General features: G+C 69.1%; 20 protein-coding genes and 2 tRNA genes. 12 read left to right on the top strand and 10 right to left on the bottom strand.

Annotation, left to right across the window (positions count from 1 at the left end; all coding sequences use genetic code 11):
• The first annotated feature begins 102 nt into the window (after positions 1-102).
• Entirely contained in the window at positions 103-393 is a 291-nt protein-coding gene (locus AC3A3J_RS10710) for a hypothetical protein (protein WP_487672255.1), read from the top strand.
• A 41-nt stretch (positions 394-434) separates the two neighbouring features.
• Here AC3A3J_RS10710 and AC3A3J_RS10715 read toward each other — a convergent pair.
• Positions 435-509, bottom strand: a tRNA-Arg gene (locus AC3A3J_RS10715).
• 61 nt (positions 510-570) lie between these two features.
• On the opposite strand from AC3A3J_RS10715, the gene orn reads away from it, so the two are divergent.
• From orn to AC3A3J_RS10745, 6 genes are all read left to right on the top strand, one after another.
• Entirely contained in the window at positions 571-1,197 is a 627-nt protein-coding gene (gene orn, locus AC3A3J_RS10720; RefSeq protein ID WP_487672256.1) for an oligoribonuclease, read from the top strand.
• A 36-nt stretch (positions 1,198-1,233) separates the two neighbouring features.
• Positions 1,234-1,309 (top strand) — tRNA-His (locus AC3A3J_RS10725).
• Positions 1,310-1,384: 75 nt separating this feature from the next.
• Positions 1,385-2,014, top strand: coding sequence for a LysE family transporter (locus tag AC3A3J_RS10730; protein WP_487672257.1), 630 nt, complete (start codon positions 1,385-1,387; stop codon positions 2,012-2,014).
• Between the two features lie 25 nt (positions 2,015-2,039).
• Positions 2,040-2,387, top strand: a complete 348-nt coding sequence (locus AC3A3J_RS10735; protein WP_487672258.1) for a metallopeptidase family protein — start codon at positions 2,040-2,042, stop codon at positions 2,385-2,387.
• A complete protein-coding gene (gene clpS / locus AC3A3J_RS10740) occupies positions 2,384-2,683 on the top strand; it encodes an ATP-dependent Clp protease adapter ClpS (protein WP_487672259.1) in 300 nt (99 codons plus the stop codon). Before AC3A3J_RS10735 ends, clpS begins: the two co-directional genes overlap by 4 nt.
• Positions 2,676-3,158 carry a DUF2017 family protein gene (locus AC3A3J_RS10745; RefSeq protein ID WP_487672260.1) on the top strand — a complete coding sequence of 161 codons (483 nt, stop codon included), beginning with the start codon at positions 2,676-2,678 and terminating at the stop codon, positions 3,156-3,158. The genes clpS and AC3A3J_RS10745 overlap by 8 nt, the downstream gene beginning before the upstream one ends.
• Positions 3,159-3,171: 13 nt before the next feature.
• On the opposite strand, the gene AC3A3J_RS10750 is transcribed toward AC3A3J_RS10745, so the two are convergent.
• The 6 genes from AC3A3J_RS10750 to gatC are packed head-to-tail and all read right to left on the bottom strand — an operon-like array spanning position 3,172 to position 8,735.
• Positions 3,172-3,753: a nucleoside/nucleotide kinase family protein gene (locus AC3A3J_RS10750; RefSeq protein WP_487672261.1), complete on the bottom strand. Its 582-nt coding sequence runs from the start codon at positions 3,751-3,753 to the stop codon at positions 3,172-3,174.
• Complete coding sequence (locus tag AC3A3J_RS10755) at positions 3,737-4,057, bottom strand: hypothetical protein (RefSeq protein WP_487672262.1); 321 nt, start codon at positions 4,055-4,057, stop codon at positions 3,737-3,739. Before AC3A3J_RS10755 ends, AC3A3J_RS10750 begins: the two co-directional genes overlap by 17 nt.
• A gap of 38 nt (positions 4,058-4,095) precedes the next feature.
• Positions 4,096-5,352 carry a DNA polymerase IV gene (gene dinB, locus AC3A3J_RS10760; RefSeq protein ID WP_487672263.1) on the bottom strand — a complete coding sequence of 419 codons (1,257 nt, stop codon included), beginning with the start codon at positions 5,350-5,352 and terminating at the stop codon, positions 4,096-4,098.
• A 55-nt stretch (positions 5,353-5,407) separates the two neighbouring features.
• The gene (gatB, locus tag AC3A3J_RS10765) at positions 5,408-6,922 is read right to left on the bottom strand and encodes an Asp-tRNA(Asn)/Glu-tRNA(Gln) amidotransferase subunit GatB (protein ID WP_487672264.1); all 1,515 of its coding nucleotides are present in this window, start codon (positions 6,920-6,922) and stop codon (positions 5,408-5,410) included.
• Complete coding sequence (gene gatA, locus AC3A3J_RS10770; protein WP_487672265.1) at positions 6,922-8,439, bottom strand: Asp-tRNA(Asn)/Glu-tRNA(Gln) amidotransferase subunit GatA; 1,518 nt, start codon at positions 8,437-8,439, stop codon at positions 6,922-6,924. The genes gatB and gatA overlap by 1 nt, the downstream gene beginning before the upstream one ends.
• A complete protein-coding gene (gene gatC, locus AC3A3J_RS10775; protein WP_314647285.1) occupies positions 8,436-8,735 on the bottom strand; it encodes an Asp-tRNA(Asn)/Glu-tRNA(Gln) amidotransferase subunit GatC in 300 nt (99 codons plus the stop codon). The genes gatA and gatC overlap by 4 nt, the downstream gene beginning before the upstream one ends.
• 61 nt (positions 8,736-8,796) lie before the next feature.
• On the opposite strand from gatC, the gene AC3A3J_RS10780 reads away from it, so the two are divergent.
• Positions 8,797-10,506 carry a long-chain-fatty-acid--CoA ligase gene (locus AC3A3J_RS10780; protein ID WP_487672266.1) on the top strand — a complete coding sequence of 570 codons (1,710 nt, stop codon included), beginning with the start codon at positions 8,797-8,799 and terminating at the stop codon, positions 10,504-10,506.
• A 43-nt stretch (positions 10,507-10,549) separates the two neighbouring features.
• A complete protein-coding gene (locus AC3A3J_RS10785) occupies positions 10,550-12,415 on the top strand; it encodes a DEAD/DEAH box helicase (protein ID WP_487672267.1) in 1,866 nt (621 codons plus the stop codon).
• Positions 12,416-12,452: 37 nt separating this feature from the next.
• On the opposite strand, the gene ligA is transcribed toward AC3A3J_RS10785, so the two are convergent.
• The 3 genes from ligA to AC3A3J_RS10800 are packed head-to-tail and all read right to left on the bottom strand — an operon-like array spanning position 12,453 to position 17,104.
• On the bottom strand, positions 12,453-14,780 hold the full coding sequence (gene ligA, locus AC3A3J_RS10790; protein ID WP_487672268.1) for an NAD-dependent DNA ligase LigA: 2,328 nt from the start codon (positions 14,778-14,780) through the stop codon (positions 12,453-12,455).
• A 44-nt stretch (positions 14,781-14,824) separates the two neighbouring features.
• Positions 14,825-15,922 (bottom strand): tRNA 2-thiouridine(34) synthase MnmA, encoded by a 1,098-nt coding sequence (mnmA, locus tag AC3A3J_RS10795; RefSeq protein ID WP_487672269.1) that lies wholly within the window; start codon positions 15,920-15,922, stop codon positions 14,825-14,827.
• A 9-nt stretch (positions 15,923-15,931) separates the two neighbouring features.
• Positions 15,932-17,104 (bottom strand): cysteine desulfurase family protein, encoded by a 1,173-nt coding sequence (locus AC3A3J_RS10800; protein WP_487672270.1) that lies wholly within the window; start codon positions 17,102-17,104, stop codon positions 15,932-15,934.
• Between the two features lie 92 nt (positions 17,105-17,196).
• Here AC3A3J_RS10800 and glgX point away from each other — a divergent pair, with 92 nt between their 5' ends.
• The 3 genes from glgX (at position 17,197) to glgB (ending at position 23,609) form a co-directional block, all read left to right on the top strand.
• Positions 17,197-19,269: a glycogen debranching protein GlgX gene (gene glgX / locus AC3A3J_RS10805; RefSeq protein ID WP_487672271.1), complete on the top strand. Its 2,073-nt coding sequence runs from the start codon at positions 17,197-17,199 to the stop codon at positions 19,267-19,269.
• A gap of 66 nt (positions 19,270-19,335) precedes the next feature.
• Positions 19,336-21,411: an alpha-1,4-glucan--maltose-1-phosphate maltosyltransferase gene (locus AC3A3J_RS10810; RefSeq protein ID WP_487672272.1), complete on the top strand. Its 2,076-nt coding sequence runs from the start codon at positions 19,336-19,338 to the stop codon at positions 21,409-21,411.
• On the top strand, positions 21,408-23,609 hold the full coding sequence (gene glgB / locus AC3A3J_RS10815) for a 1,4-alpha-glucan branching protein GlgB (RefSeq protein WP_487672273.1): 2,202 nt from the start codon (positions 21,408-21,410) through the stop codon (positions 23,607-23,609). The genes AC3A3J_RS10810 and glgB overlap by 4 nt, the downstream gene beginning before the upstream one ends.
• Positions 23,610-23,652: the final 43 nt, after the last annotated feature.

Consider the following 23,652-nt stretch of genomic DNA (forward strand, 5'->3'; position numbering starts at 1 on the left):
GTGGACGACAAAGAATGCCCGATCACGGTGGAGGAAGAGTAGCTCTCGCGCCCCGCGCGAATGTCGGTGGCCCCTCGTACGGTCGAAGCGAGAGGAGAACCGATGAACACCACCACCGCCACGACCACCACGACCACCACCACGACGTCGGCGTCGCCGTGGGCCACGCCCGCGATCGCGTCGACACGAGAGCACCTCGTTCGCGCCGCCGACCAGCTCTGGCGAGTGCAGGAGAACGCCTCCGGCAAGGTGCTCGGCCATCTCCGCACGGCGACCGATCCGATGGGCCTCCGCTACCGCGCGGAGCGTCTGCAGCTCTCGACGGGAGCGTTCCGCCTGATCGGCGAGTTCTGGCGTGCCGACGACGCGGTCTCGGCGCTGCGCTACTCCTGACGACCGGCCGGGCCGAGGCGGCGCACGCCGAAGCGATGATCTGGCGCCCCCGGCAGGATTCGAACCTGCGACCGGCGGATTAGAAGGCCGCTGCTCTTCCGCTGAGCTACGGAGGCGTATGAGGTCTACCGTACCGCCCCCGAGCGGCGATGTCGGAGCCGTCGATAGGATGACGCCATGGTATCTGCGTCGGAGAACGATCGTCTCGTCTGGATCGACTGCGAGATGACGGGACTCGATCTGTCGATCGACGAACTCGTCGAGATCGCGGTCGTGATCACCGATTTCGAGCTGCGGCCGGTCGACCCCGGCTTCCAGGTGGTGATCCGGCCGAGCGATGCGGCTCGCGAGCACATGAACGACTTCGTCACCACGATGCACGAGACTTCCGGGCTCATCGACGAGTTGGCGCAGGGCATCTCGCTGGAAGAGGCCGAGGAGCAGACGCTCGCCTACATCCGCCGCTTCGTGCCCGTCGAACGCAAGGCACCCCTCGCCGGCAACACGATCGGGACCGACCGCATGTTCCTCGCCAAGTACATGCCCCAGGTCGACCAGTGGCTGCATTACCGCAATGTCGACGTCTCCAGCATCAAGGAACTCTCACGTCGGTGGTATCCGAGGGTGTTCTTCCAGGCGCCGGCGAAAGACGGCGGCCACCGCGCGCTGGCCGACATCCTCGAGTCCATCCGCGAGCTCCGGTACTACCGCGAGGCGGTGTTCGTCGACCTCCCCGGCCCCTCGAGCGAGGACGCGAAAGACATCGCGACACGCACCGTGTCAGAGTTCGCCTCGAACGTGTAATAGAATCGTAGGGTTGCCCGCTGCAGCGGGTGCATGGTGGGTATAGCTCAGTTGGTAGAGCGCCTGGTTGTGGTCCAGGAGGTCGCGGGTTCAAGCCCCGTTACTCACCCCAGTCCTCGAGGCCCGGATCGTCTTTCGATCCGGGCCTCGATCCGTCTCCGGCCACCCCTCGCTCTAGACTGACGGGGTGTCACTCGCGGTCTGGTTCTCGCTTCTGACGGCCTCCGTGGTGATCAGCTTCACGCCGGGCGCCGGCGCCATCAACACGATGTCCAACTCCCTCAATCAAGGCTGGCGTCGCTCGATCTGGGGCATCGTCGGGCAGCAGGCGGCGCTCATCGTCCATGTGGTGATCGTCGCCGCGGGTGTCGGACTTCTGGTCTCGCGCTCCGAGTTCCTGTTCACGGCCATCCGTTACGCCGGCGCCGCCTACCTCGTCTTCCTCGGTGTCCGTCTCATCCTTGCGAAACCCGTCCCGCCGGCATCCGACCAACCGATCGCTCCGGACACCCGCGAGGGACACTGGTCGATGATCCGTCGCGGCTTCTGGGTCAACCTGCTCAACCCGAAGGCGATCGTCTTCTTCCTCGCGTTCATCCCCCAGTTCATCCGGATCGACGAGCCGCAGGTGCCGCAGTATCTCGTGCTCGTCGCCACCGTCGTCGCGGTCGACGTCGTCGTGATGTGGGGCTTCTTCGCGACGGCGGCGCGGCCTTTCCGGCGATTGACCCGCTCCGCGCGGGGGCAGCGCACGCTCAACGCGATCTTCGGCACGTTGTTCATCGGGGTCGCGGGGCTGCTCGTCCTGCTGCACTGAGCGTCGAGCGCCTAGGCTGTGAGGGATGGAGATGGATGCCGCCCGGTTCGAGGAGATCGTCGTCGACGAGCTCGATCAGCTCCCCGATGAGATGGTCGATCGTCTCGACAACATCGTCTTCGTCGTCGAGGACCGCCCGGAGGACGGGAGCCTCGACCTGCTGGGCCTCTACGACGGACTCGCTCTGACCGAGCGCACGCAGTACGGAATGGGCGAACTTCCGGACCGGATCATCGTGTTCCGGGAGCCCCATCTGGCGCAGTGCGACACCGAAGACGAGCTGCGCGACGAGATCCACACGACGCTCGTCCACGAGATCGCACACTTCTACGGCCTCGACGACGCACAGCTGCACGAGCTGGGGTGGGCATGAGCACGCCGCTGGCCACCCCCGACATCGCCGAGGAGCTCGACCTCCGCGCCGCCCCGATGGAGCCCTGGCAGGTCGTCGTCTGGAACGATCCGGTCAACCTCATGAGCTACGTCGTGCGGGTGTTCCGCACCTACTTCGGCTACTCGCAGGAACGCGCCACCGCCCTCATGCTGGCGGTGCACCACGACGGGCAGGCCGTGGTCGCGACCGGCCCCCGCGAGACGATGGAGGTGCATGCGCGGGCGATGCACGACTACGGCCTGTGGGCCACCGTGCGAAGGGGTTCGGATGAGTGACGGCATCCAGCTCGAACTGGTGGGGCTGGAAGGCGCGCGTCTGCTCGACCTGGTCGAGCAGCTGCAGACCCTCGTGCGCGACTCCGAGGGCGACGATCCCGCGCTCGACCGGCTGAGCCCGACGCCCTATCCCGATGACAAGGCAGCCGCCGACGAGTTCCGTGAGACCACCCGCCAGGACCTCTTCGATGCCCGCCTGCGCGATGCGGCGACCGTGATCGATGCGCTCGTGCCGTTCCGTGCGTTCGATGCGCTGAGCGAGGAGGAGGGACTGACCGCGACCATGGTGGACATCCCCCTCGCGGACATCGACGCATGGATGCGGACGCTCAATGCTCTGAGACTCGTTCTCGCATCACGACTCGGCATCTCGGACGACGACTCCCACGCCGGCGATGACTCGCGCTTCGGTGTCTACGACTGGCTCGGATACCGCCTCGAGACGATCATCCTCGCGGCAGACGAGCTTTCCTGAGCCCTCGATCGGGTCACGGAATCTCCACGATGCGCGTGGCGGCGGACCGCGGGTCGTCCCGCTCGACGTGCCGGGCCTCCTGTGCCGCCCAACGCCCCCAGTGGGGGCGATAGGTCTCGCCGTCGCGATCGAGGGCACGCCGCCGACGCACCGGCTCCGGCGCTTCGACCCACACCCGCACGTCGGCGAGGCGTGCGGTCGTCGGCGTCAGAACGCCGCTCCCCTCGACGATCACGCCGAGCGCGGGGTCGATTGCATGGCTCTCGGCCTCCTCGCCCGCCGTCCAGTCCCAGCGCCGCCACGTGCCGATCACCCCGCGCCCGTGAGGGCGGAGGATCCACTCCTCGGCGCGACGGACGCCGTCGTCGAGGCCGTCCCAGCCCGGGTAGAGCGAATCCAGCGCGACGACCTGCACCCTCCCCGCCAGCGGCCACCGTTGCGCGAGGCGGGCAGCGAGAGAGGACTTGCCCGCGCCGCTGCGACCGTCGATGAGCACGACCGGGTTGGCGACCGATAGCGCGCGGATGTCGTCGATCACTCCGGTCGCCGCGACGTTCAGTGCCGCGGCGACAGGGTCGTCACTTCTTGAGTGCACGGATGATGCGCGACAGCGCTCGTCCGGCCACCCACACGAAGGGCACGCCGACGGCGAGCAGAGTGACGATGTTGGGCTCGAAACGCAGACCCTCCTCGCGACGAACGTACACGCCGACCGGGATGGAGACGCCGCCTCCGCCGCCGCCCTCGGCACCGTCACCGCCGTTCGCTCCACCGAAACCGGCATACGTGAGGGCCACGGGAGTGATGCTGACGCCGTCGACGTCCTGCGGCTCGCCGTAGGCGCTCTTCACGCCGAGAGAGACGACCTGCTGACCGAGTTCCACTGCGATGTTGGGCATGGGACCACGCTAGTCGCTTTCGTCGTTCGCCTGGGTGCTCAATCCAGACCATGCGCGCGCGGATGCTGAGGCGCGCCGCGCCCGGATCCGCGTCCGAGGTGCCGAGCCCGTGTAATCGTGGCGCTGCCGAATCGCGCCACCGCATCGTCGACGGCGCCCTCCACACGCCGCCAGTCCTCATCGTCGTCCCAGAGGGCGATCCCTCCCCCACCAGCGGGGCGCAGCTTCTCAGCCCTGACGCCGACCAGTCGCACCGGATCGCGACGCTCGATCTGCTCGAACAGCGCCTGCGCCGCCTCGCCGATCCGCTGGCCGACCGCCGTGGGCTCCGCGAGCGTCTGTGATCGCGTGAGTGTGCGGAAGTCGTCGAAGCGAATCTTGATCGATACGGTCGCCGTCTCCCACCCGGCCCGCCGCAGCCGGGCGGCCACGCGGTCGGCGAGGCGGAGAAGCTCCGACCGCAGGAAGGTGCGATCGAGGATGTCGCGGTCGAAGGTCTCTTCGTGCCCGACGCTCTTCTCCAGACGCTCGGTCTCCACCGAGCGCGCGTCTTCGCCCCGGGCGAGCTGGGCGAGTCGAGAACTCAAGGCCGGACCGACGGCGCGGTCGAGCATGTCCTTCGACGACTCGCGGATGTCGCGGATTGTGCGGATGCCCCGCGCTTCGAGCGCCTCCGCCGCCTTCGGACCAACGCCCCACATCGCGCGCACCGGACGCGGCGAGAGGAACTCGAGGGTGCGGGCGGCCGGGACGACCAGCATGCCATCGGGCTTCGCGATCGTCGACGCCATCTTCGCGACGTGCTTGGTGGCGGCGACGCCGACGCTGCAACTGATGCCGACCTCGCTCTGCACGCGTTCCCGGATGAGCTGCGCGACCTGGCCGGGACTGCCCCAGAGCCGACGCACACCCTGCACGTCGAGGAAAGCCTCGTCGACCGACAGCGGCTCGACCAGCGGCGTGATCGACTCGAAGATCGTCATGACCTGGCGCGACACCTCTTGATAGCGGTGGAAGTGCGGCATGACGATGCGCGCCGTGGGGCACAAGCGCATCGCATGGGCGACCGGCATCGCGGAGCGCACCCCGTACCGACGCGCCTCATAGGATGCGCTCGATACCACCGACCGTCCGTCGGGAGATCCGATGATGATCGGCAGGCCCGCGAGGCTCGGATCGTCGAGAACCTCGACCGAGGCGTAGAAGGCATCCATGTCGACGTGGAGGATGCGCGTCCCCGTGTCGTCGGCACCCGCCGCCGACACGATGCGTCCGCTGCCGTCTCCGTGCCCCATGGAACCATTCTCCCCCGGGCCACCGACAGCGCGCCCGAGGGAGACTCTCCGCGTTCTACTGCGCGGCGCGTTCCAGGATCAGTTCCCGCACGCGCGCCGCATCCGCCTGGCCCTTCATCGCCTTCATCACGGCTCCGATCACGGCACCTGCAGCCTGCACCTTGCCGTCCTTGATCTTGGCGAGCACGTCGGGCTGCGCCGCGAACGCGTCGTCGATCGCGGCGATCAGCGCGCCGTCGTCCGAGACGACGGCGAGGCCGCGTGCATCCACGACCTCCTGAGGGGTCCCCTCGCCGGCGATCACTCCTTCGAGCACCTGGCGGGCCAGCTTGTCGGTGAGCGTCCCCTCGTCGACGAGCTTCTGCAGCCCGGCGACGTTCTCCGGGCTGATCAGGTCGGCAGCGTCCTTCTCCTGCGCGTTGGCGAGGCGGGCGATCTCGCCCGTCCACCACTTGCGCGCCGCGGCCGGCGCCGCACCGGCGGCGATCGTCGCCTCGACCTGGTCGAGGATGCCGCCGTTGCGGACGTCCTGGAACTCCAGGTCGGTGAAACCCCACTCGTTCATCAATCGGCGGCGACGGGCGACGGGCTGCTCGGGGAGGGCTGCTCGCAGCTCCTCGATCAACTCGGGCGCCGGCTGCACCGGCAGCAGGTCGGGCTCGGGGAAGTAGCGGTAGTCGTCGGCATCCGACTTCGGACGGCCGGGAGACGTGGTGCCGGTGTCCTCGTGCCAGTGACGCGTCTCCTGCACGATCGTCCCGCCGTCGGCGAGGATCTGCGCCTGACGCTGGATCTCGTAGCGCACCGCGCGCTCCACCGAGCGCATGGAGTTGACGTTCTTGGTCTCGGTGCGCGTGCCCAGTTTCTCGACGCCGCGAGGACGGAGCGAGACGTTCGCGTCGCATCGCAGGTTGCCGCGCTCCAGACGGGCCTCCGAGATGCCGAGCCCTCGCACGATGTCGCGGATCGCAGCCACGTAGGCCTTGGCGACCTCCGGCGCGCGGTGCTCCGTGCCGAAGATCGTCTTCGTGACGATCTCGACGAGCGGCACGCCGGCGCGGTTGTAGTCGACCAACGAGTACTCCGCGCCCTGGATGCGTCCGGTGGCACCACCCATGTGGGTGAGCTTCCCGGCGTCCTCCTCCATGTGCGCGCGCTCGATCGGGATCGTGACGAGCGTGCCGTCCTCGAGCTCCACCTCGACGGAACCCTCGAAGGCGATCGGCTCGTCGTACTGGGAGATCTGATAGTTCTTGCCCAGGTCGGGGTAGAAGTAGTTCTTGCGCGCGAACCGGCTGGACTCGGCGATCGAGCAGCCGAGCGCGAGGCCCAGGCTGATCGACGAGCGCACGGCGGTCTCGTTCACGACCGGCAGCGAGCCGGGGAGCCCCAGGTCGACCGGCGCGATGAGCGTGTTCGGTTCGGCGGCGTGGAACGCCTCGTTGGCCGGGTTGGGAGCGTCGGAGAACATCTTCGTGTTCGTGTTGAGCTCGACGTGCACCTCGAACCCGAGCACGGGCTCGAACAGTTCGAGGGCCTTGTCGAAGTCCATGAGCTTGGCGGCGGCCATCAGCGGTTCCCTCCTGCGAGCTGCGGTGCGCGGCTGAGCAGCGGCGCACCCCACGAGTCGACGAGCAGCGTCTCGAGCGCCGCACCGACGCGATAGAGACGCGCGTCCTCACGGGCGGGAGCGAGGAACTGGATGCCCACGGGCAGACCGTCCTCGTGAGAGAGGCCGCTGGGGATCGAGATCCCCGGCACACCCGCGAGGTTCGCGGGGATCGTCGTGAAGTCGTTCAGATACATCTGCAGCGGATCGTCGATCTTCTCGCCCAGCTTGAAGGCGGTCGTCGGTGCAGAGGGGGTCGCGATCACGTCGACGTCGGCGAACGCGGCGGCGAAATCCTGCTGGATCAGCGTGCGCACCTTCTGCGCACTGCCGTAGTAGGCGTCGTAGTAGCCCGCGGAGAGCGCGTAGGTGCCCAGGATGATGCGGCGCTTCACCTCGTCGCCGAAGCCCGCGTCGCGGGTCGCCGACATGACGTCTTCGACCGTGGGGTTGCCGTCGGGGGTGACCCGCAGACCGAATCGCACGGAGTCGAACTTCGCGAGGTTGCTGGAGGCCTCGGCAGGGAGGATCAGATAATAGGCGGCGACACCGTACTCGAAGTGCGGCGCCCCGATCTCGACGAGTTCTGCTCCCTGCGCCTCCATGAGCGCGAGCGCGCTGCGGAACGAGGCGGCGACACCCGGCTGGAAGCCGCTGTCGGGGAGTTCGCGGATGACGCCGACGCGCAGGCCCTTCAGCACGTCGCCTCTGGCACCCTCGCGCGCCGCGTCGGTGAACGACGGCCATGCGTCGGTCAGAGACGTGGAGTCCTTCGGGTCGTGCCCGCCGATCGCGTCGTGCAGCAGACCGGAGTCGAGCACCGTGCGGGAGACCGGGCCGACCTGGTCGAGGCTCGACGCGAGAGCGATCGCACCGTACCGGCTGACGCCGCCGTAGGTCGGCTTCACACCGACCGTGCCGGTGACGTGCGCCGGCTGGCGGATCGACCCTCCGGTGTCGGATCCCAGAGCGAGCGGCGCCTCGAAAGCGGCGACGGCCGCGGCGGATCCGCCGCCCGAGCCGCCGGGGATCCGCTCGAGATCCCAGGGGTTGTGCGTCGGACCGTAGGCCGAGTGCTCCGTGGAGGAGCCCATCGCGAACTCGTCCATGTTCGTCTTGCCGAGGGGAACCATGCCCGCAGCGCGAGAACGCGCGACCACCGTCGCGTCGTACGGCGAGCGGTAACCCTCGAGGATGCGCGAACCGCTCGTCGTGGGCTGATCGGTCGTGACGAGCACGTCCTTGATGGCGAGGGGGACGCCGGCGAGCGGACCCAGGTCGTCACCCGCGGCACGGCGGGCGTCGATGTCGGCGGCCGCCGCGATCGCACCCTCGTTCACGTGGAGGAACGCGTGCACGTCACCGTCGACGGCGGCGATGCGATCGAGGTGGGCCTGCGTCGCTTCGACGCTCGAGATCTCCCGGGCGGCGAGCTTGGCGGCGAGGTCGGCGGCGTCGAGGCGGATGATGTCGCTCACTGCTCCTCCCCCAGGATCGCGGTCACCCGGAAGCGGCCGTCGGCGGCGTCCGGTGCGTTCTGCAGCACCTGCTCGTGCGTCAGCGTCTCCCCCACCGTGTCGGCGCGGAAGACGTTGCTCAGCGGGATCGGGTGGCTCGTGGCCGCCACGTCGGCGGTGGCCACCTCCGAGACCTTCGCGATGTTGTCGACGATCGCGTCGAGCTGGCCGGTGAGCCGCGACACCTCGTCGTCGTTCAACTGGATGCGTGCGAGCACACCGAGATGGCGCACGAGTTCGGGGGTGATTTCAGACACGCCTTCCAGTCTACTCAGCGGCTCCCGCACCGCCCGCCTGGACGACCGGACGCTGCCGCCTATGCTGGGGCACGTGAGCACGTTCCAGCCTCCTCGCCCGTGGGTCGCCAGCTACGCACAGGATGTCCCGTCCGACCTCTCCCCCGTCACCGGTTCCCTCGTCGACATCGTCGCCGAGTCGGTGAGGGACTATCCCGATGCCCCCGCGCTGCAGTTCTTCGGACGCGAGACGACCTACGCCGAGTTGCAGGACCAGATCGATCGGGTCGCGAACGGTCTGCGACAGCGCGGGGTGCGCGCCGGCGATCCGGTCGCCATCGTGCTGCCGAACTGCCCCCAGCACATCGTCGCCTTCTACGCCGTGCTGCGCCTGGGCGCGGTGGTCGTCGAACACAACCCGCTCTACACCGCCCGCGAACTGCGCAAGCAGTTCGAGGACCACGGCGCGAAGCACGCGATCGTCTGGAACAAGGTCGTGGCCACCGTCCAGGCGTTCCCCGCCGATGTTGCGGTGTCGACGCTGGTCTCGGTCGACGTCACGACCGCGATGCCCCTGCTCACGCGGATGGCTCTGCGACTGCCGGTGGCGAAGGCGCGCGAGTCGCGCGATGCGCTCACCGCCAAGGTGCGCGGCACGGTGACATGGGACTCCGTGCTCGGGCATCCGCCGCTGCCCGCGTCCCACCCGCTGCCTTCCACCGATGACCTGGCGATCATCCAGTACACGTCCGGCACCACCGGCACGCCCAAGGGCGCGGCGCTCACGCATCGCAACCTGCTCGCCAACGCCGCGCAGGCCAAGGCATGGGTTCCGTCGATCCGACGTGGGGACGGATGCGTGGTCTACGCCGTGCTTCCGATGTTCCACGCGTACGGACTCACCCTGTGTCTGACGTTCGCGATGTCGATGGGTGCGCGCCTGGTGCTGTTCCCGAAGTTCGACCCCGAGCTCGTTCTCGCCGCGATGAAGAAGCACCCGGCGACGTTCCTCCCGCTCGTCCCGCCGATCGCCGACCGCCTGCTGAGCGCCGCGAATGCGAAGGGCGTGCCGCTCGCCGGCATCGAGGTCGCGATCTCCGGGGCGATGGCGCTGCCCCACGAACTCGTCGTGCCCTTCGAGAAGGCCACCGGCGGCTACCTCGTCGAGGGCTACGGTCTGAGCGAGTGCTCGCCCGTTCTGATGGCGAACCCGGTCGCGGACAACCGTGTCCCCGGCACCGTGGGCCTGCCGCTCCCCGGCACGGAGTGCCGTGTGGTCGATCCGGAGAACCCGACCGAGGACGTGGCGCCGGGTTCCGCCGGGGAGCTCCTGGTGCGGGGTCCGCAGGTGTTCTCGGGCTATTACGGCAAGCCGGAGGAGACCGAGGCCGTGTTCGTCGACGGCTGGTTCCGTACCGGCGACATCGTCACCATCGACGACGCCGGGTTCGTGCGTATCGTCGATCGCATCAAGGAGCTCATCATCACCGGCGGTTTCAACGTCGCGCCGACCGAGGTCGAGAATGCGCTGCGGCAGCATCCCAAGGTCGTCGACGCCGCGGTCGTGGGGCTGCAGAGCACGCACTCCGGCGAGGAGGTCGTCGCGGCGATCGTCGTCGACGGCGACGAGATCGACGTCGAGGCGATCCGCGAGTTCGTTCGCGGCGTTCTCACGCCGTACAAGGTGCCCCGTCGTCTGTTCGTCGTGGACGAACTTCCGAAGTCCCTGATCGGCAAGGTGCTGCGGCGCCAGGTGAAGGAGCGGCTGGTCGCCCTGACCACGGGCGCCTGAGTCTCGGTGCGCACCGACAGGGCGGGAGCGCTACCCTTGGGAAGTGACCCCTGACGACGCAGCGCTGACCGACGCCCCCGAAGAACTCCCCGCCACGCCCGGATTCGAGGAGCTCGGCATCACCGGGCCGGTCCTCAAAGCCATCCGCGACCTCGGGTACGAGACGCCCTCCCCCATCCAGGCCGCGACCATCCCGACCCTGCTGTCGGGCCGTGATGTCGTGGGCATGGCGCAGACGGGAACGGGGAAGACGGCGGCGTTCGCGCTTCCCGTGCTCGAGCGGCTCGACGTCTCGCAGAAGATCCCGCAGGCCCTCGTGCTCGCACCGACCCGCGAGCTCGCCCTGCAGGTGTGCGAAGCGTTCGAGTCGTACGCGTCGCGCATGAAAGGCGTGCACGTGCTCCCGGTGTACGGCGGGCAGGGGTACGGCGTCCAGCTCTCGGCGCTCCGCCGGGGCGTGCATGTGGTCGTCGGCACTCCCGGTCGGATCATGGATCATCTCGCCAAGGGAACGCTCGACCTCTCCGAGCTGCAGTACCTCGTGCTCGACGAGGCCGACGAGATGCTGAAGATGGGCTTCGCCGAGGACGTGGAGCAGATCCTCGCGCAGACTCCCGAAGAGAAGCAGGTCGCCCTCTTCTCGGCGACGATGCCGCCGCAGATCCGCCGCCTGGCGCAGAAGTACCTGCGTGAGCCCGAGGAGATCACGATCACCTCGAAGACGGCCACCAACAAGAACATCACGCAGCGCTACCTGGTCGTCTCCTACGCTCAGAAGGTCGATGCCCTCACGCGCATCCTCGAGGTCGAGAACTTCGACGGCATGATCGTGTTCGTCCGCACGAAGAACGAGACCGAGACCCTCGCCGAGAAGCTGCGGGCTCGCGGATACTCCGCCGCAGCGATCAACGGCGACGTACCCCAGGTGCAGCGCGAGCGCAGCGTCAACCAGCTGAAGGACGGCAAGCTCGACATCCTCGTCGCCACGGATGTGGCGGCGCGCGGCCTCGACGTCGAGCGCATCAGCCACGTCGTGAACTTCGACATCCCCACCGACACCGAGTCGTACGTGCACCGGATCGGGCGCACCGGTCGGGCCGGTCGCACCGGCGATGCGATCAGCTTCATCACGCCGCGCGAGCGCTACCTCCTCAAGCACATCGAGAAGGCCACGCGCCAGGAGCCCACGCAGATGCAGCTCCCCACCACGGAGGACGTCAACTCGACGCGCCTCTCGCGTTTCGACGACGCCATCACCACGGCACTCGGCGACGCCGCGCGGATCGAGTCGTTCCGCGACGTCATCGCGCACTACGTCCGCAACCACGACGTGCCCGAGGCCGATGTCGCGGCCGCGCTGGCGATCGTGGCGCAGGGCGACACCCCGCTGCTGCTCGACCCGGCCGACGACCAGCTCGCGAAGGCCGTCGCCGCCGACAACCGGCCGCCGCGCGAGCGTGCGACCCGCGAACCGCGCGAGCCGCGCACGGAGCGCCGCGGACGGGGCGACTACGCGCCGTATCGCATCGAGGTGGGACGCCGCCACCGGGTCGAACCCCGACAGATCGTCGGCGCTCTCGCCAACGAGGGTGGTCTGGGTCGCGACGATTTCGGCGCGATCAACATCCGTCCCGACTTCTCGATCGTCGAGCTGCCCGCCAACCTCGACCCGGCGGTGCTCGACAAGCTCAGTGGCACGCGCATCTCCGGGCGCCTGATCGAGATCCGACCCGATCGCGGTCCGGGGGCGCGCCGATCGACCGGTCCGCGCGACGGCGCCGGTCGGGGCGACCGTTTCGAGCGTCGGGATCGCGACGACCGTCCGCGCCGGGACCGCGATGACCGTGCGCCGCGGGACGACCGCGGAGACAAGCCGTTCCGCAAACCGCGCCACAAGAGCGGGTCCTGAAAGAAAGGGCCTTCCCGGACAGGGAAGGCCCTTTCTTTCACTCCTCGGTCGAGTCGAGGGCCGAAGGCCCCTCCGTGACGAGGATATGGAACTGCGCGGCATCGAGAATTCGGATGCCGAGATCTTCGGCCTTCGCGAGCTTCGACCCGGCTCCCGGGCCGGCGGCGACGAAGTCGGTCTTCTTCGACACGCTCGATGCGGCCTTGCCGCCGGCACGGATGATCGCCTCCTGCGCACCCTCGCGCGTGTAGCCCTCGAGCGAACCCGTCGCGACGACCGTCAGGCCGTCGAGCACGCCTCCGGCCGCTGCAGCCGCTCCCGGGCCCGGGTGGCCGGGGATCGACCATTGCACGCCCGCGGCCGCCCACCGGTCGACGATCTCGACGTGCCAGTCGACGCCGAACCAGTCGAGGAGCGAATCGGCGATGATGCCGCCCACGCCTTCGACGGACGCGAGCTCGTCGCGCGACGCTTCGCGGATCGCATCCAGAGAGCCGAACCACTGCGCGAGCGCTCGCGCTGCGACGGGCCCCACGTGCCGGATGTTCAGGGCGACGAGCAGACGCCAGAGATCCTTGGTCTTCGCCTTCTCGAGCTCGGCCAGGAGGGTGACGGCCTGCGACGACGGCTGTGCACCCTCGGCGCCCGCCTTGCGCTCGGCGGCCGTGGGGTTGCGCCGGAACGGCGCGCGCATCTTCACCAGGCCGTCGTCGTCCTGTTTGGGGAGGCCGGTCTCGGCGTCTCGAACGACGACCTCGATCGGGACGATCTGTTCGACCGTTAGATCGAACAGACCCGCTTCTGTGATCAACGGAGGCTCGGCCGGGCTGGTCGGCTGCGTCAACGCAGCCGCCGTGACCTCTCCCAGCGCCTCGACGTCGAGCGCTCCGCGGGAGCCGATGTGCTCGACACGGCCGCGCACCTGCGCGGGACAGGAGCGCGCGTTCGGGCAACGCAGGTCGATGTCCCCCTCTTTCATAGGCCGGAGCGGCGTGCCGCACTCGGGGCAGTCCGCCGGCATCACGAACTCCTGCTCCGTCCCGTCACGACGTTCGACGACCGGTCCCAGCACCTCGGGGATCACGTCTCCCGCCTTGCGGAGCACGACCGTGTCGCCGATCAGCACGCCCTTCGCCTTCACGACGTCCTTGTTGTGGAGCGTCGCCTGACGCACCACCGAACCCGCCACCTGAGCGGGGGCCATCACGGCGAACGGGGTGGCGCGACCGGTGCGGCCCACCGAGACGACGATGTCGAGGAGCTTCGTCTGCACCTCCTCGGGAGGGTACTTGTAAGCGATGGCCCAGCGCGGCGCGCGGCTGGTCGCACCGAGCTCGTCGTGCAGAGCGAGTTCGTCGACCTTCACAACGATGCCGTCGAGCTCGTGCTCGACATCGTGACGATGTGCACCGTAGTGCTCGACGAAGGCGGTGACCTCGTCGATCCCGCGGCACACGCGGGTGTGGGGGCTGGTCGGCAGCCCCCAGGCGGCGAGCAGTTCGTACACCTCGCTCTGCGCCTGCACGGGCGGGTCCTGCCAGGCGCCGATGCCGTGCACGTAGAGCGAGAGCGACTCGATGCGCAGCAGACCGGCCTCGAGCTCCAGCCCGTTCTTCTTGTCGATCTGCTGGCGCAGGCCCCCGCTCGCCGCGTTGCGCGGGTTCGCGAACGCAGGGAACCGCCGCGCCGCGGCCGTGCGCGCCTTCTCCTCGTCGAAGGGACGTTTGGCGCCGGTGCGCGCCTCCCAGCGCGCCCGCGCCTCATCGAAGGTGCGCTCGCGGAATTCCGCCTGCGCAGCGTTGAGGCGCTCGAAAGCGGCGACGGGGATGAAGACCTCGCCGCGCACCTCGACGATCGGCGGATGCCCCTCGCCCACCAGCCGCGCCGGGATGTCGGCCAGGCGCAGAGCGTTCTCGGTCACGATCTCACCGACCCGGCCGTCGCCGCGGGTCGCCGCCGAGGTGAGCACGCCGTTCTCGTAGCGCAGATTGATCGCCAAGCCGTCGATCTTGAGCTCGGTGAGCCACGCCACATCACGCCCGGCGGAGGCGCGCGTCTTGGCCGCCCACTCGCGCAGCTCGTCGAGCGAGAACACGTTGTCGAGACTGAGCATCCGCTCGGCGTGCTCGATGGTCGCGAGCCCCGTGGCCTCGGCAGCTCCCACCATCTGCGTCGGAGAATCCTGACCCTGCAGCTCGGGATGCAGCCGCTCGAGCTCCTCGAGTCGGTGCATCCACCCGTCGTAGGTGGCGTCGTCGACCAGCGAGGTGTCTCGGCCGTAGTAGGCATCTTTCGCCTCGAGGATGCGGGAGGTCAGCTCCTGCGCCTCGTGGCGGGCGTCGTCCAGCGAGATGATGTCGGGCACTCCGTCAGTCTACGAGCGCCCACCGACATCGGGATGGCGACGGGTCAGGCGTCGACGGGAACGGCAGAAACCGTGCGGTCGATCGTGAACTGGCCCAGTACGCGCGTTCCGACGTACAGCACCGCCGTCTGCCCCGGCGCGACGCCATCGAGCGCCACCGAGGGCACCACGCGCACGCCGGAGTCGTCGACGAACGCCTCCGCCTGCACCGGTTTCGCGTGCGCGCGGATCTGCACGTCGCAGTCGAAGGTCGACTCGGTCGGGGCGGCCCCCGCCCAGCTGAAGCGCTCCCCCGAGATCTCGCGCGTCGCCAGAGCCTCCTTGGGCCCCACGACGACCGTGTTCGTGACCGGACGCACCTCCAGCACGAAGCGGGGCTTTCCGTCGGCGGCGGGGACGCCCAGCTTGAGTCCGCGACGCTGGCCCACGGTGTAGGCGTGAGCGCCCTCGTGGGAGCCGACGACGGTGCCGGTGCGGTCGACGATCTCGCCCGTCTCGCTGCCGACCTTCTCGGCGAGCCAGCCCCGCGTGTCGCCGTCGGGGATGAAGCAGATATCGTGGCTGTCGGGCTTCTGCGCCACGCTCAGACCGCGTTCCTCCGCCTCGGCCCGCACCAGCGCCTTCGACGGCGTCGACCCGAGCGGGAAGTACGTGTGGGCGAGCTGCTCGGCCGTGAGCACCCCGAGCACGTACGACTGATCCTTCGCGTTGTCCGACGCGCGGTGCAGTTCGAGCCCACCGGGGCCGTCGATCAACGTCGCGTAGTGGCCGGTGCACACGGCGTCGAAACCGAGCTCGACGGCACGCTCGAGCAGCGCCGCGAACTTGATCTTCTCGTTGCAGCGCATGCACGGGTTCGGGGTGCGACCCGCGCGGTACTCGGAGATGAAGTCGTCGATCACATCGTCGCGGAACCGCTCCGAGAAGTCCCACACGTAGAACGGGATACCGAGCCGGTCGGCCGCGCGTCGGGCGTCCATCGCGTCCTCGATGGTGCAGCAGCCGCGGCTCCCGGTGCGCAGCGTGCCTCCGGCCCGTGACAGGGCGAGGTGGACGCCGACCACATCGTGCCCGGCATCCACCGCGCGCGCGGCTGCCACCGCGGAGTCGACTCCACCGCTCATGGCTGCCAGGATGCGCATGGATCCAGTCTACGAGCGCGGGGCTGTACGGGCGCCCGATGCGCGCGCGTACACGTCGGCGATGACCTCGATCACGGCATCGACGTCGCCCTGCGTCGACGTGCGCCCCAGGCTGAAGCGCAGCACGCTGCGGGCGTCTGCCTCGCTGCGCCCCATCGCGCGCACGACGTGAGAGGGTTCGGCCACCCCGGCCTGACATGCCGACCCCGTCGACGATGCGATGCCCGCGACGTCGAGCAGGAAGAGCAGGCTCTCACCCACCGCGCCCGGGAACAGGAAATGCGCATTGCCCGGCAGGCGATCTTCGGGATCGCCGAGCAGTTCGGCCTGCGGAACGCGGGTACGGATGCCATCGACCAGACGATCGCGGAGCGAGCGCAGACGTCGGTGCTCCGACTCCCGCTCCGTTTCGGCGAGTTCGAGGGCGCGGGCGAAGGCCGCCGCGCCCGGAACATCCTGTGTGCCCGCACGCAGTCCTCGTTGCTGCGCTCCACCGCGCAGAAGGCCGGACATCCGCGCCGAACGCGCGACGATCAGGGCACCCACGCCGACGGGAGCGCCGATCTTGTGCCCCGCCACGCTCAGTGCCACCAGCCCCGTGCCGTCGGGAGCGTCTCCCCGCCACCCCCGGAACGACATCGGGACGTGCCCCAGCGCCGCAACGGCGTCGAGGTGGAGAGGAACCCCCGCCTCGGCGGCGGAACGCGTCAGACCGGAGGTGTCGTTGAGCGTGCCGACCTCGTTGTTCGCGACCAACGCGGTCGCGAGAGCCGCGCCCGGCAGCGCCTCCGCGAATTCACGAACGAGAATCCGCGCATGTGCATCCACGCCGACCTCGCGCAGTTCCGCGCCGTCGTCGACGAGCGCCTGCGCGGTGTCCATCGTCGCGTGATGCTCCGCGTCCGGGAGCACGATCGCGCGCGTGCCCTCCGCTCGCCGACGCCACAGGCCCTGCAGAGCCAGGTTGATGGCCTCGGTGCCTCCCGAGGTGAGGACGACCTCGATGGGATCGGCCTGCAGCACTGCAGCGATCCGCTCGCGCGACTCCTCGAGCGAGCGGCGGGCATCCTGTCCGGCGCCATGCGTCGACGACGCGTTCCCCACGACCTCGGCTGCCGCGAGCCACGCCTCCCTGGCCTCCGCACGCAGCGGGGTGGTGGCGGCATGGTCGAGATAGTGCATCCCTCCACTCTGACGCATCGCGGGCCCGATCGGGTCGTGAGACCCGGTCCGCTCCGAGCGGGAACTCATGCTCAGCGCTCTAGGGTGTAGTCATGCCCGTGTCCCGTGATACCGCCATTCCCGGTGGCTCGATCCTCGACGATCTCGGCGTCCGCCTGCACGACGGAGTCGGCACCCTCCGGGTGTGGTCGAAGAACGCCTCGTCTGTCGAGCTCGTCGTCTTCGACTCCACCGACCTGGACTGGGTGATCGACCAGGCGTCGTTGGAGCGCCTCCCGGGCGGGGTGTGGCAGGTGACCACGCCATTGCTGCAACCCGGCGTCCGCTATGCCATCCGGGTCGGCGGTCCGCACGGCCCCGGCAACACCTTCAATCCCGAGACGCTGCTGCTCGACCCCTACGCTCGCGGACTCGCGCAGGGCGGGGGCTACGAGGAGTGGCGCTCGGTCGTCGTCGTCGACGGCTTCGACTGGGGGGACTCGCGCAAGCCGCGGGTACCGCTCGATCGCACGGTGATCTACGAGGGGCATCTCAAAGGCCTCACGAAGCGGCATCCCGACGTTCCGCCGGCGCTGCACGGCACGTACGCCGGGCTCGCGCACCCCGCGATGATCGCACACCTGCACTCTCTCGGCGTCACGTCGGTCGAGCTGCTGCCGGTGCACGCCTTCGTGCCGGAACCCCGTCTGCTCGAGCGGGGACTCACGAACTACTGGGGCTACAACACCCTGAACTTCTTCACGCCGCACACCGCCTATGCGACCGAATCGGCGCGCCGCGGCGGCCCCGAGGCGGTGCTCGCCGAGTTCAAGGGCATGGTCCGCCTGCTGCACGAGGCCGGCCTGGAGGTCATCCTCGACGTGGTCTACAACCACACCTCCGAGGAGGGACTCGGCGGACCGCGATCGAGCCTGCGGGGCATCGACAACGCGAGTTACTACCGCCAGCAGCCGTCCGGCGCATACATCGACACCACCGGCTGCGGGAACACGCTCGACACCTCGACGGATGCCGGCGCGAGACTCGTCCTGGACTCGCTGCGGTACTGGGCCGAGGAGATGCAGATCGACGGGTTCCGCTTCGATCTCGCGACGGCGCTCGCCCGCGACGCCTCGCACACCTACACGCCCGACCATCCCCTCCTCGCCGCGATCGCGGCCGACCCGGTGCTCAGCGAATCCAAACTCATCGCGGAACCGTGGGACGTCGGCCTGGGCGGCTGGCAGACCGGCAACTTCCCGTCCGGGTGGCACGAGTGGAACGATCGCTATCGCGACCGGGTCCGCAACTTCTGGCTGAGCGACATCGACTACGCGCGACGCGCATCCGCTCCCGTCGGGATCGGCGGTTTCGCCACGCGGCTCGCGGGCTCGTCGAACACGTTCACCGAGGAGCGCGGCCCCCTGGCGAGCGTGAACTTCGTCACGGCACACGACGGTTTCACGCTCCACGACCTCGTCTCCTACGACGTCAAGCACAACGAGGCCAACGGCGAGAACAACCGGGACGGCGCGGACACCAACCGCGCGTTCAATCACGGTGTGGAGGGACCGACCGACGACGTCTCGATCCTCGCCGCCCGCCGGAAGGCGATGCGCAATCTCCTCGGGACGCTCCTGCTCTCGGCCGGCATCCCGATGCTGACAGCCGGGGACGAGGTCGGGCGCTCTCAGCGCGGGAACAACAACGCGTATGCGCAGGACTCCCCTCTCACCTGGCTCGCCTGGGACTACGAGCCCTGGCAACTGGACCTCCAGGCCCACGTGTCGCGCCTGATCGCCCTGCGCGCCGAGAACCCGGCTCTCCGCCCGAGTCGTTATGCGCGCTTGGGCGAGCACATCCCCAACGCCTCGGTCATGGATTGGTACGACCACAACGGCGAGACCATCCAGAGCGAGCAGTGGATCGACCCGGGAAAGCGGACCCTGCAGTACGTCGCGGCATCCACCCCTGATCGCGAACCCGCCAACCGCATCCTCCTCGTCGTGCACGGGACGGAGGCGCCGATCGACATCCGTCTCCCGGAGACCCTCGAGAACGCGACGCGGTTCGTCTCGCTCTGGTCGAGTGCCGACGAGCGCCCCAGCGACGAGCACGAGACCTTCGCTCCCGGCGACATCCTTCCCATCGCCGGAACATCGATGCGGCTGTTCCGGGTCGAATGATGTCGGTCCCGAGCGCTCTTGTCCACCCACTGCGGTGGATCTGACCCGGAGCGGTACATTCGGGTTGTGCCTGCCGCTGCTGGAATCACCCTGCCCCCGACTCTGCGGAGTCCCGCCCGGATCCCCGTGCGCCCCGGCCCTGCGCCGACGGTCGAGAAGGGGGTGCGCACCCCGCGCATCCCGTTGATCGACGGCCGCCCTGCGGTGCCCGGAGGTTTCCCCGCCAAAGCGTTCGTCGGGGAGGTGGTCCCCTTCCGCGTCGTCGCCTTCCGCGAGGGTCACGACATCATCGGCGTGCACGTGCGCCTCACCGATCCGCGCGGAGAGGAGAGCCTGCACCGTCTCACATCGCTGAACGACGGCACGGACACCTGGTCGGTCGAGATCGCGCTCGATGCGCAGGGGCCCTGGACGTACCGGTTCGAGGCCTTCGCCGACGACTTCGCCACCTGGGCGCACGCCGCGGAGGTGAAGGTCGCTGCGGGTGTGGACGTGCCGGTCATGGCAGCCGCCGGTGCGCAGCTGCTCACCCGCGCCGCCGCGGAGAAGGATCGGCCGGCGGCGCAGCGCACGCTGCTCCGTGCACACGCGAAGTCGCTCGCCTCGGGAGATGCGGCGGTGACGACGGCGCTGTCAACCGATCGCGACCTCGCCCGCATCTTCGCCGAGCGTCCTCTCTCATCGCTGCTCTCCGTCTCGGCCGAGCAGCGGCTCGTGGTCGATCGCACCGCCGCGGGAGCCGCCGCGTGGTACGAGTTCTTCCCGCGTTCCGAGGGTGCGAAGCGACTCAAGGACGGCTCGGTCAAGAGCGGCACGTTCCGCACGGCGGCGAAGCGCCTGCCGGGCGTCGCGGCCATGGGCTTCGACGTGATCTACATCGTCCCGGTGCATCCGATCGGCGAGACGAACCGCAAGGGCCGCAACAACACGCTGACCACCGAGCCCGGCGATCCGGGCTCGCCCTATGCGATCGGATCGGCGGCCGGCGGCCACGATGCCATCGACCCGAGCCTGGGGACGCTGGCGGACTTCCGCGGCTTCGTCCGTGCGGCGAAGAAGGAGGGCCTCGAGGTCGCGATGGACCTCGCCCTCCAGGCCTCACCCGATCACCCGTGGGTGCAGGAGCATCCCGAATGGTTCACGACCCTTCCCGACGGCTCCATCGCGTATGCCGAGAACCCGCCGAAGAAGTACCAGGACATCTACCCGCTGAACTTCGACAACGACCCCGCCGGCATCTACGCCGAGATGCTGCGTCTGGTGCAGCACTGGGTGGCGCAGGGCGTGAAGATCTTCCGGGTCGACAACCCCCACACCAAGCCGCTGCAGTTCTGGGAGTGGCTGATCGCGACCGTGAACGCCGCCGACCCCGACGTGATCTTCCTGGCCGAGGCCTTCACGCGTCCCGCCGTGATGCGCGCCCTCGCCGCCGTCGGATTCCAGCAGAGCTACAGCTACTTCACCTGGCGCAACACCAAGGCCGAGCTCGAGGAGTTCCTCTCTTCCGTCTCGCACGAGACGAGCGACTACATGCGGCCGAACCTGTTCGTGAACACGCACGACATCCTCACCGAGTACTTGCAGTTCGGCGGGCGCGCCGCCTACCGCATCCGCGCCTGCATCGCCGCCACCGCAGCCCCGCTCTGGGGTGTCTACGCGGGGTACGAGCTGTTCGAGAACGTCGCGCGCCCCGGCTCGGAAGAGAACATCGACAACGAGAAGTACGAGTTCAAGTTCCGCGACTGGGACGGAGCGGAGGAACGCGGTGAGTCACTCGCCCCGCTGATCCGGCACCTCAACGCGCTGCGCCGCGAGCACCCTGCGCTGCGCCAGCTGCGCAACCTGTCGGTGCATTGGAGCGACGACGATCAGATCCTGGTCTACAGCAAGCACCTCGACGCCGCGTTCACCGGCACGGATGCCGACGACACGCTCATCGTCGTCGCCAACGTCGATCCGCACTCCGTGCGCGAGACGACGGTGCACCTCGACACGACGGTGTGGGGCGTGCCGCTCGGCGAGGAGTTCGAGGTCGAGGACCTCCTGACCGGCGCCGTCTGGACTTGGGCAGACCACAACTACGTACGCCTCGACGCCTTCGTCGAGCCCGTGCACATCCTGAAGGTGAGGAAGCGAGCATGACCCACGTCGAGGACTCCCCCGTGACCGCCGACTGGCAGGCCGTCGCCGACGGCAGCCATCACGACCCGCACGCCGTTCTCGGCGCGCACCCTTCCCCCGACGCAAGCGGGCGCACGCACACGGTCGTCCGCGTCCGTCGTCCGCTGGCCGCCCGCGTGGCAGCGGTGTTCGACGACGGCTCCCGCCTCGAACTCTCGCACGTCTCCCACGGCATCTGGGAGGGGCGGCACCCCGGACCGGCGGTGCGGTACCGCATCGCCACGGCCTTCGGCGACGATCCCGAGACCGTGACCGGCGACCCCTACCGCCACACCCCCGCGCTCGGCGAGCTCGACATGCATCTGCTGGCCGAGGGTCGCCACGAACGTCTCTGGGAGGTGCTCGGCGCCCATCCGCGCGAAATCGACGGCGACACCGGTGTGTCGTTCGCCGTCTGGGCGCCGAACGCCACCGCCGTGCGCGTCGTAGGCGACCACAACGGCTGGAGCGGCGAGGGCAACGCCATGCGTTCCATGGGCGGCAGCGGCGTCTGGGAGCTCTTCGTCCCGGACGCGACGGTCGGCACCCGGTACAAGTATCAGATCCGCACCCGCTCGGGCGAGTGGATCATGAAGGCGGACCCGGTGGCAGGCTGGTCGGAGGTCCCGCCGGACACCGCTTCCGTAGTGACGGCCTCGTCGCATACGTGGTCGGACGGCGCGTGGATGACGCGACGTGCCGCGACGCACGCCGTGGCTCAGCCCCTCTCGGTGTACGAGGTGCATGTCGGTTCGTGGCGCGGCGGACTCGGCTACCGCGAGCTCGCCGACCCGCTCATCCAGCATGTGACCGAGACGGGCTTCACGCACGTCGAGTTCATGCCTCTCGCCGAGCACCCGTTCGGCGGTTCCTGGGGCTACCAGATCAGCGGGTACTACGCGCCGACCAGCCGCTTCGGCACCCCCGACGACCTGCGGTACCTCATCGACCGCCTCCACCAGGCCGGCATCGGCGTGATCATGGACTGGGTGCCGGGGCACTTCCCCAAAGACGCGTTCGCCCTCGCGCGCTTCGACGGTCAGCCGCTCTACGAGCACCCGGACCCGCGCCGCGGCGAGCATCAGGACTGGGGCACGCTCATCTTCGACTATGGCCGGCCCGAGGTGCGCGGTTTCCTGGTCGCGAACGCGCTCTACTGGCTCGAGGAGTTCCACGTCGACGGTCTGCGCGTGGATGCCGTCGCGTCGATGCTGTACCTCGACTACTCCCGCAACGCCGGCGAGTGGGAACCGAACATCCACGGCGGCCGCGAGAACCTCGAGGCGATCCGGTTCCTGCAGGAGGTCAACGCCACGGCCTACCGGCTGCACCCCGGCGTCATGATGATCGCCGAGGAGTCGACGAGCTTCCCCGGCGTGACCGCACCCACCGACCACGCCGGCCTCGGCTTCGGCTTCAAGTGGAACATGGGCTGGATGAACGACTCGCTGCAGTACATCGCGCGCGACCCGATGTACCGCGCGCACCACGAGGGCGAGATGACGTTCTCGTTCGTCTACGCGTTCGGCGAGAACTACCTGCTTCCCATCAGCCACGACGAGGTCGTGCACGGCAAGGGCAGCCTCGTGAACAAGATGCCGGGCGACCATTGGCACAAACTCGCGAACGTGCGCGCCTACCTCGCCTACATGTGGGGGCACCCCGGCAAGAACCTGCTGTTCATGGGGCAGGAGTTCGGGCAGCTCGGCGAATGGTCCGAAGCGCGTGAGCTCGACTGGTGGCTGCTCGACCAGCCCTCGCACCGGCAGCTGCAGGAGTTCGTGGGGGCGCTCAACGCGACGTACCGGTTCCAGGCGCCCCTGTGGGAGCGCGACAACGACGGCGCCGCCTTCGACCGGCTCGGAGCCCCCACGTGGGACCCCTCGATCATCGCGTTCGAGCGGCGAGACTCGCACGGCGGACGCGTCGTGGTGGTGAGCAACTTCTCGGGCGTCGAGCGCACCGGCTACCGGCTCGCGCTGCCGACGGACGGCGTGTGGGAGGAGATCCTCAACACCGACGCCGCGGCATACGGAGGCCGAGGGGCGGGCAACCTCGGGATGGTCGTCGCCGAGGGCGAGCACGACGGGGCAGTGGCGACCATGACGCTGCCGGCACTGTCGACGCTGTGGCTGCGCCATCAGCCCGATCCGCACGTGCCCACCGTCACGCACGGCTAGGGGCGGGACGAGGATGGCCCGGGTGGAAGCCCGGGCCATCCCC

The sequence above is a fragment of the Microbacterium sp. Soil_N32 genome (assembly GCF_057655505.1).

Excerpts from the sequence above, each read along its gene's own strand:
- mnmA (WP_487672269.1), bottom strand. The coding sequence starts at position 15,922 with ATGCGCATCCTGGCAGCCATGAGCGGTGGAGTCGACTCCGCGGTGGCA.
- AC3A3J_RS10735 (WP_487672258.1), top strand. The coding sequence starts at position 2,040 with ATGGAGATGGATGCCGCCCGGTTCGAGGAGATCGTCGTCGACGAGCTC.
- AC3A3J_RS10780 (WP_487672266.1), top strand. The coding sequence starts at position 8,797 with ATGCTGGGGCACGTGAGCACGTTCCAGCCTCCTCGCCCGTGGGTCGCC.
- glgX (WP_487672271.1), top strand. The coding sequence starts at position 17,197 with ATGCCCGTGTCCCGTGATACCGCCATTCCCGGTGGCTCGATCCTCGAC.
- AC3A3J_RS10755 (WP_487672262.1), bottom strand. The coding sequence starts at position 4,057 with ATGCCCAACATCGCAGTGGAACTCGGTCAGCAGGTCGTCTCTCTCGGC.
- orn (WP_487672256.1), top strand. The coding sequence starts at position 571 with ATGGTATCTGCGTCGGAGAACGATCGTCTCGTCTGGATCGACTGCGAG.
- AC3A3J_RS10710 (WP_487672255.1), top strand. The coding sequence starts at position 103 with ATGAACACCACCACCGCCACGACCACCACGACCACCACCACGACGTCG.
- AC3A3J_RS10800 (WP_487672270.1), bottom strand. The coding sequence starts at position 17,104 with ATGCACTATCTCGACCATGCCGCCACCACCCCGCTGCGTGCGGAGGCC.
- dinB (WP_487672263.1), bottom strand. The coding sequence starts at position 5,352 with ATGGGGCACGGAGACGGCAGCGGACGCATCGTGTCGGCGGCGGGTGCC.
- gatB (WP_487672264.1), bottom strand. The coding sequence starts at position 6,922 with ATGGCCGCCGCCAAGCTCATGGACTTCGACAAGGCCCTCGAACTGTTC.
- AC3A3J_RS10745 (WP_487672260.1), top strand. The coding sequence starts at position 2,676 with ATGAGTGACGGCATCCAGCTCGAACTGGTGGGGCTGGAAGGCGCGCGT.
- glgB (WP_487672273.1), top strand. The coding sequence starts at position 21,408 with ATGACCCACGTCGAGGACTCCCCCGTGACCGCCGACTGGCAGGCCGTC.
- clpS (WP_487672259.1), top strand. The coding sequence starts at position 2,384 with ATGAGCACGCCGCTGGCCACCCCCGACATCGCCGAGGAGCTCGACCTC.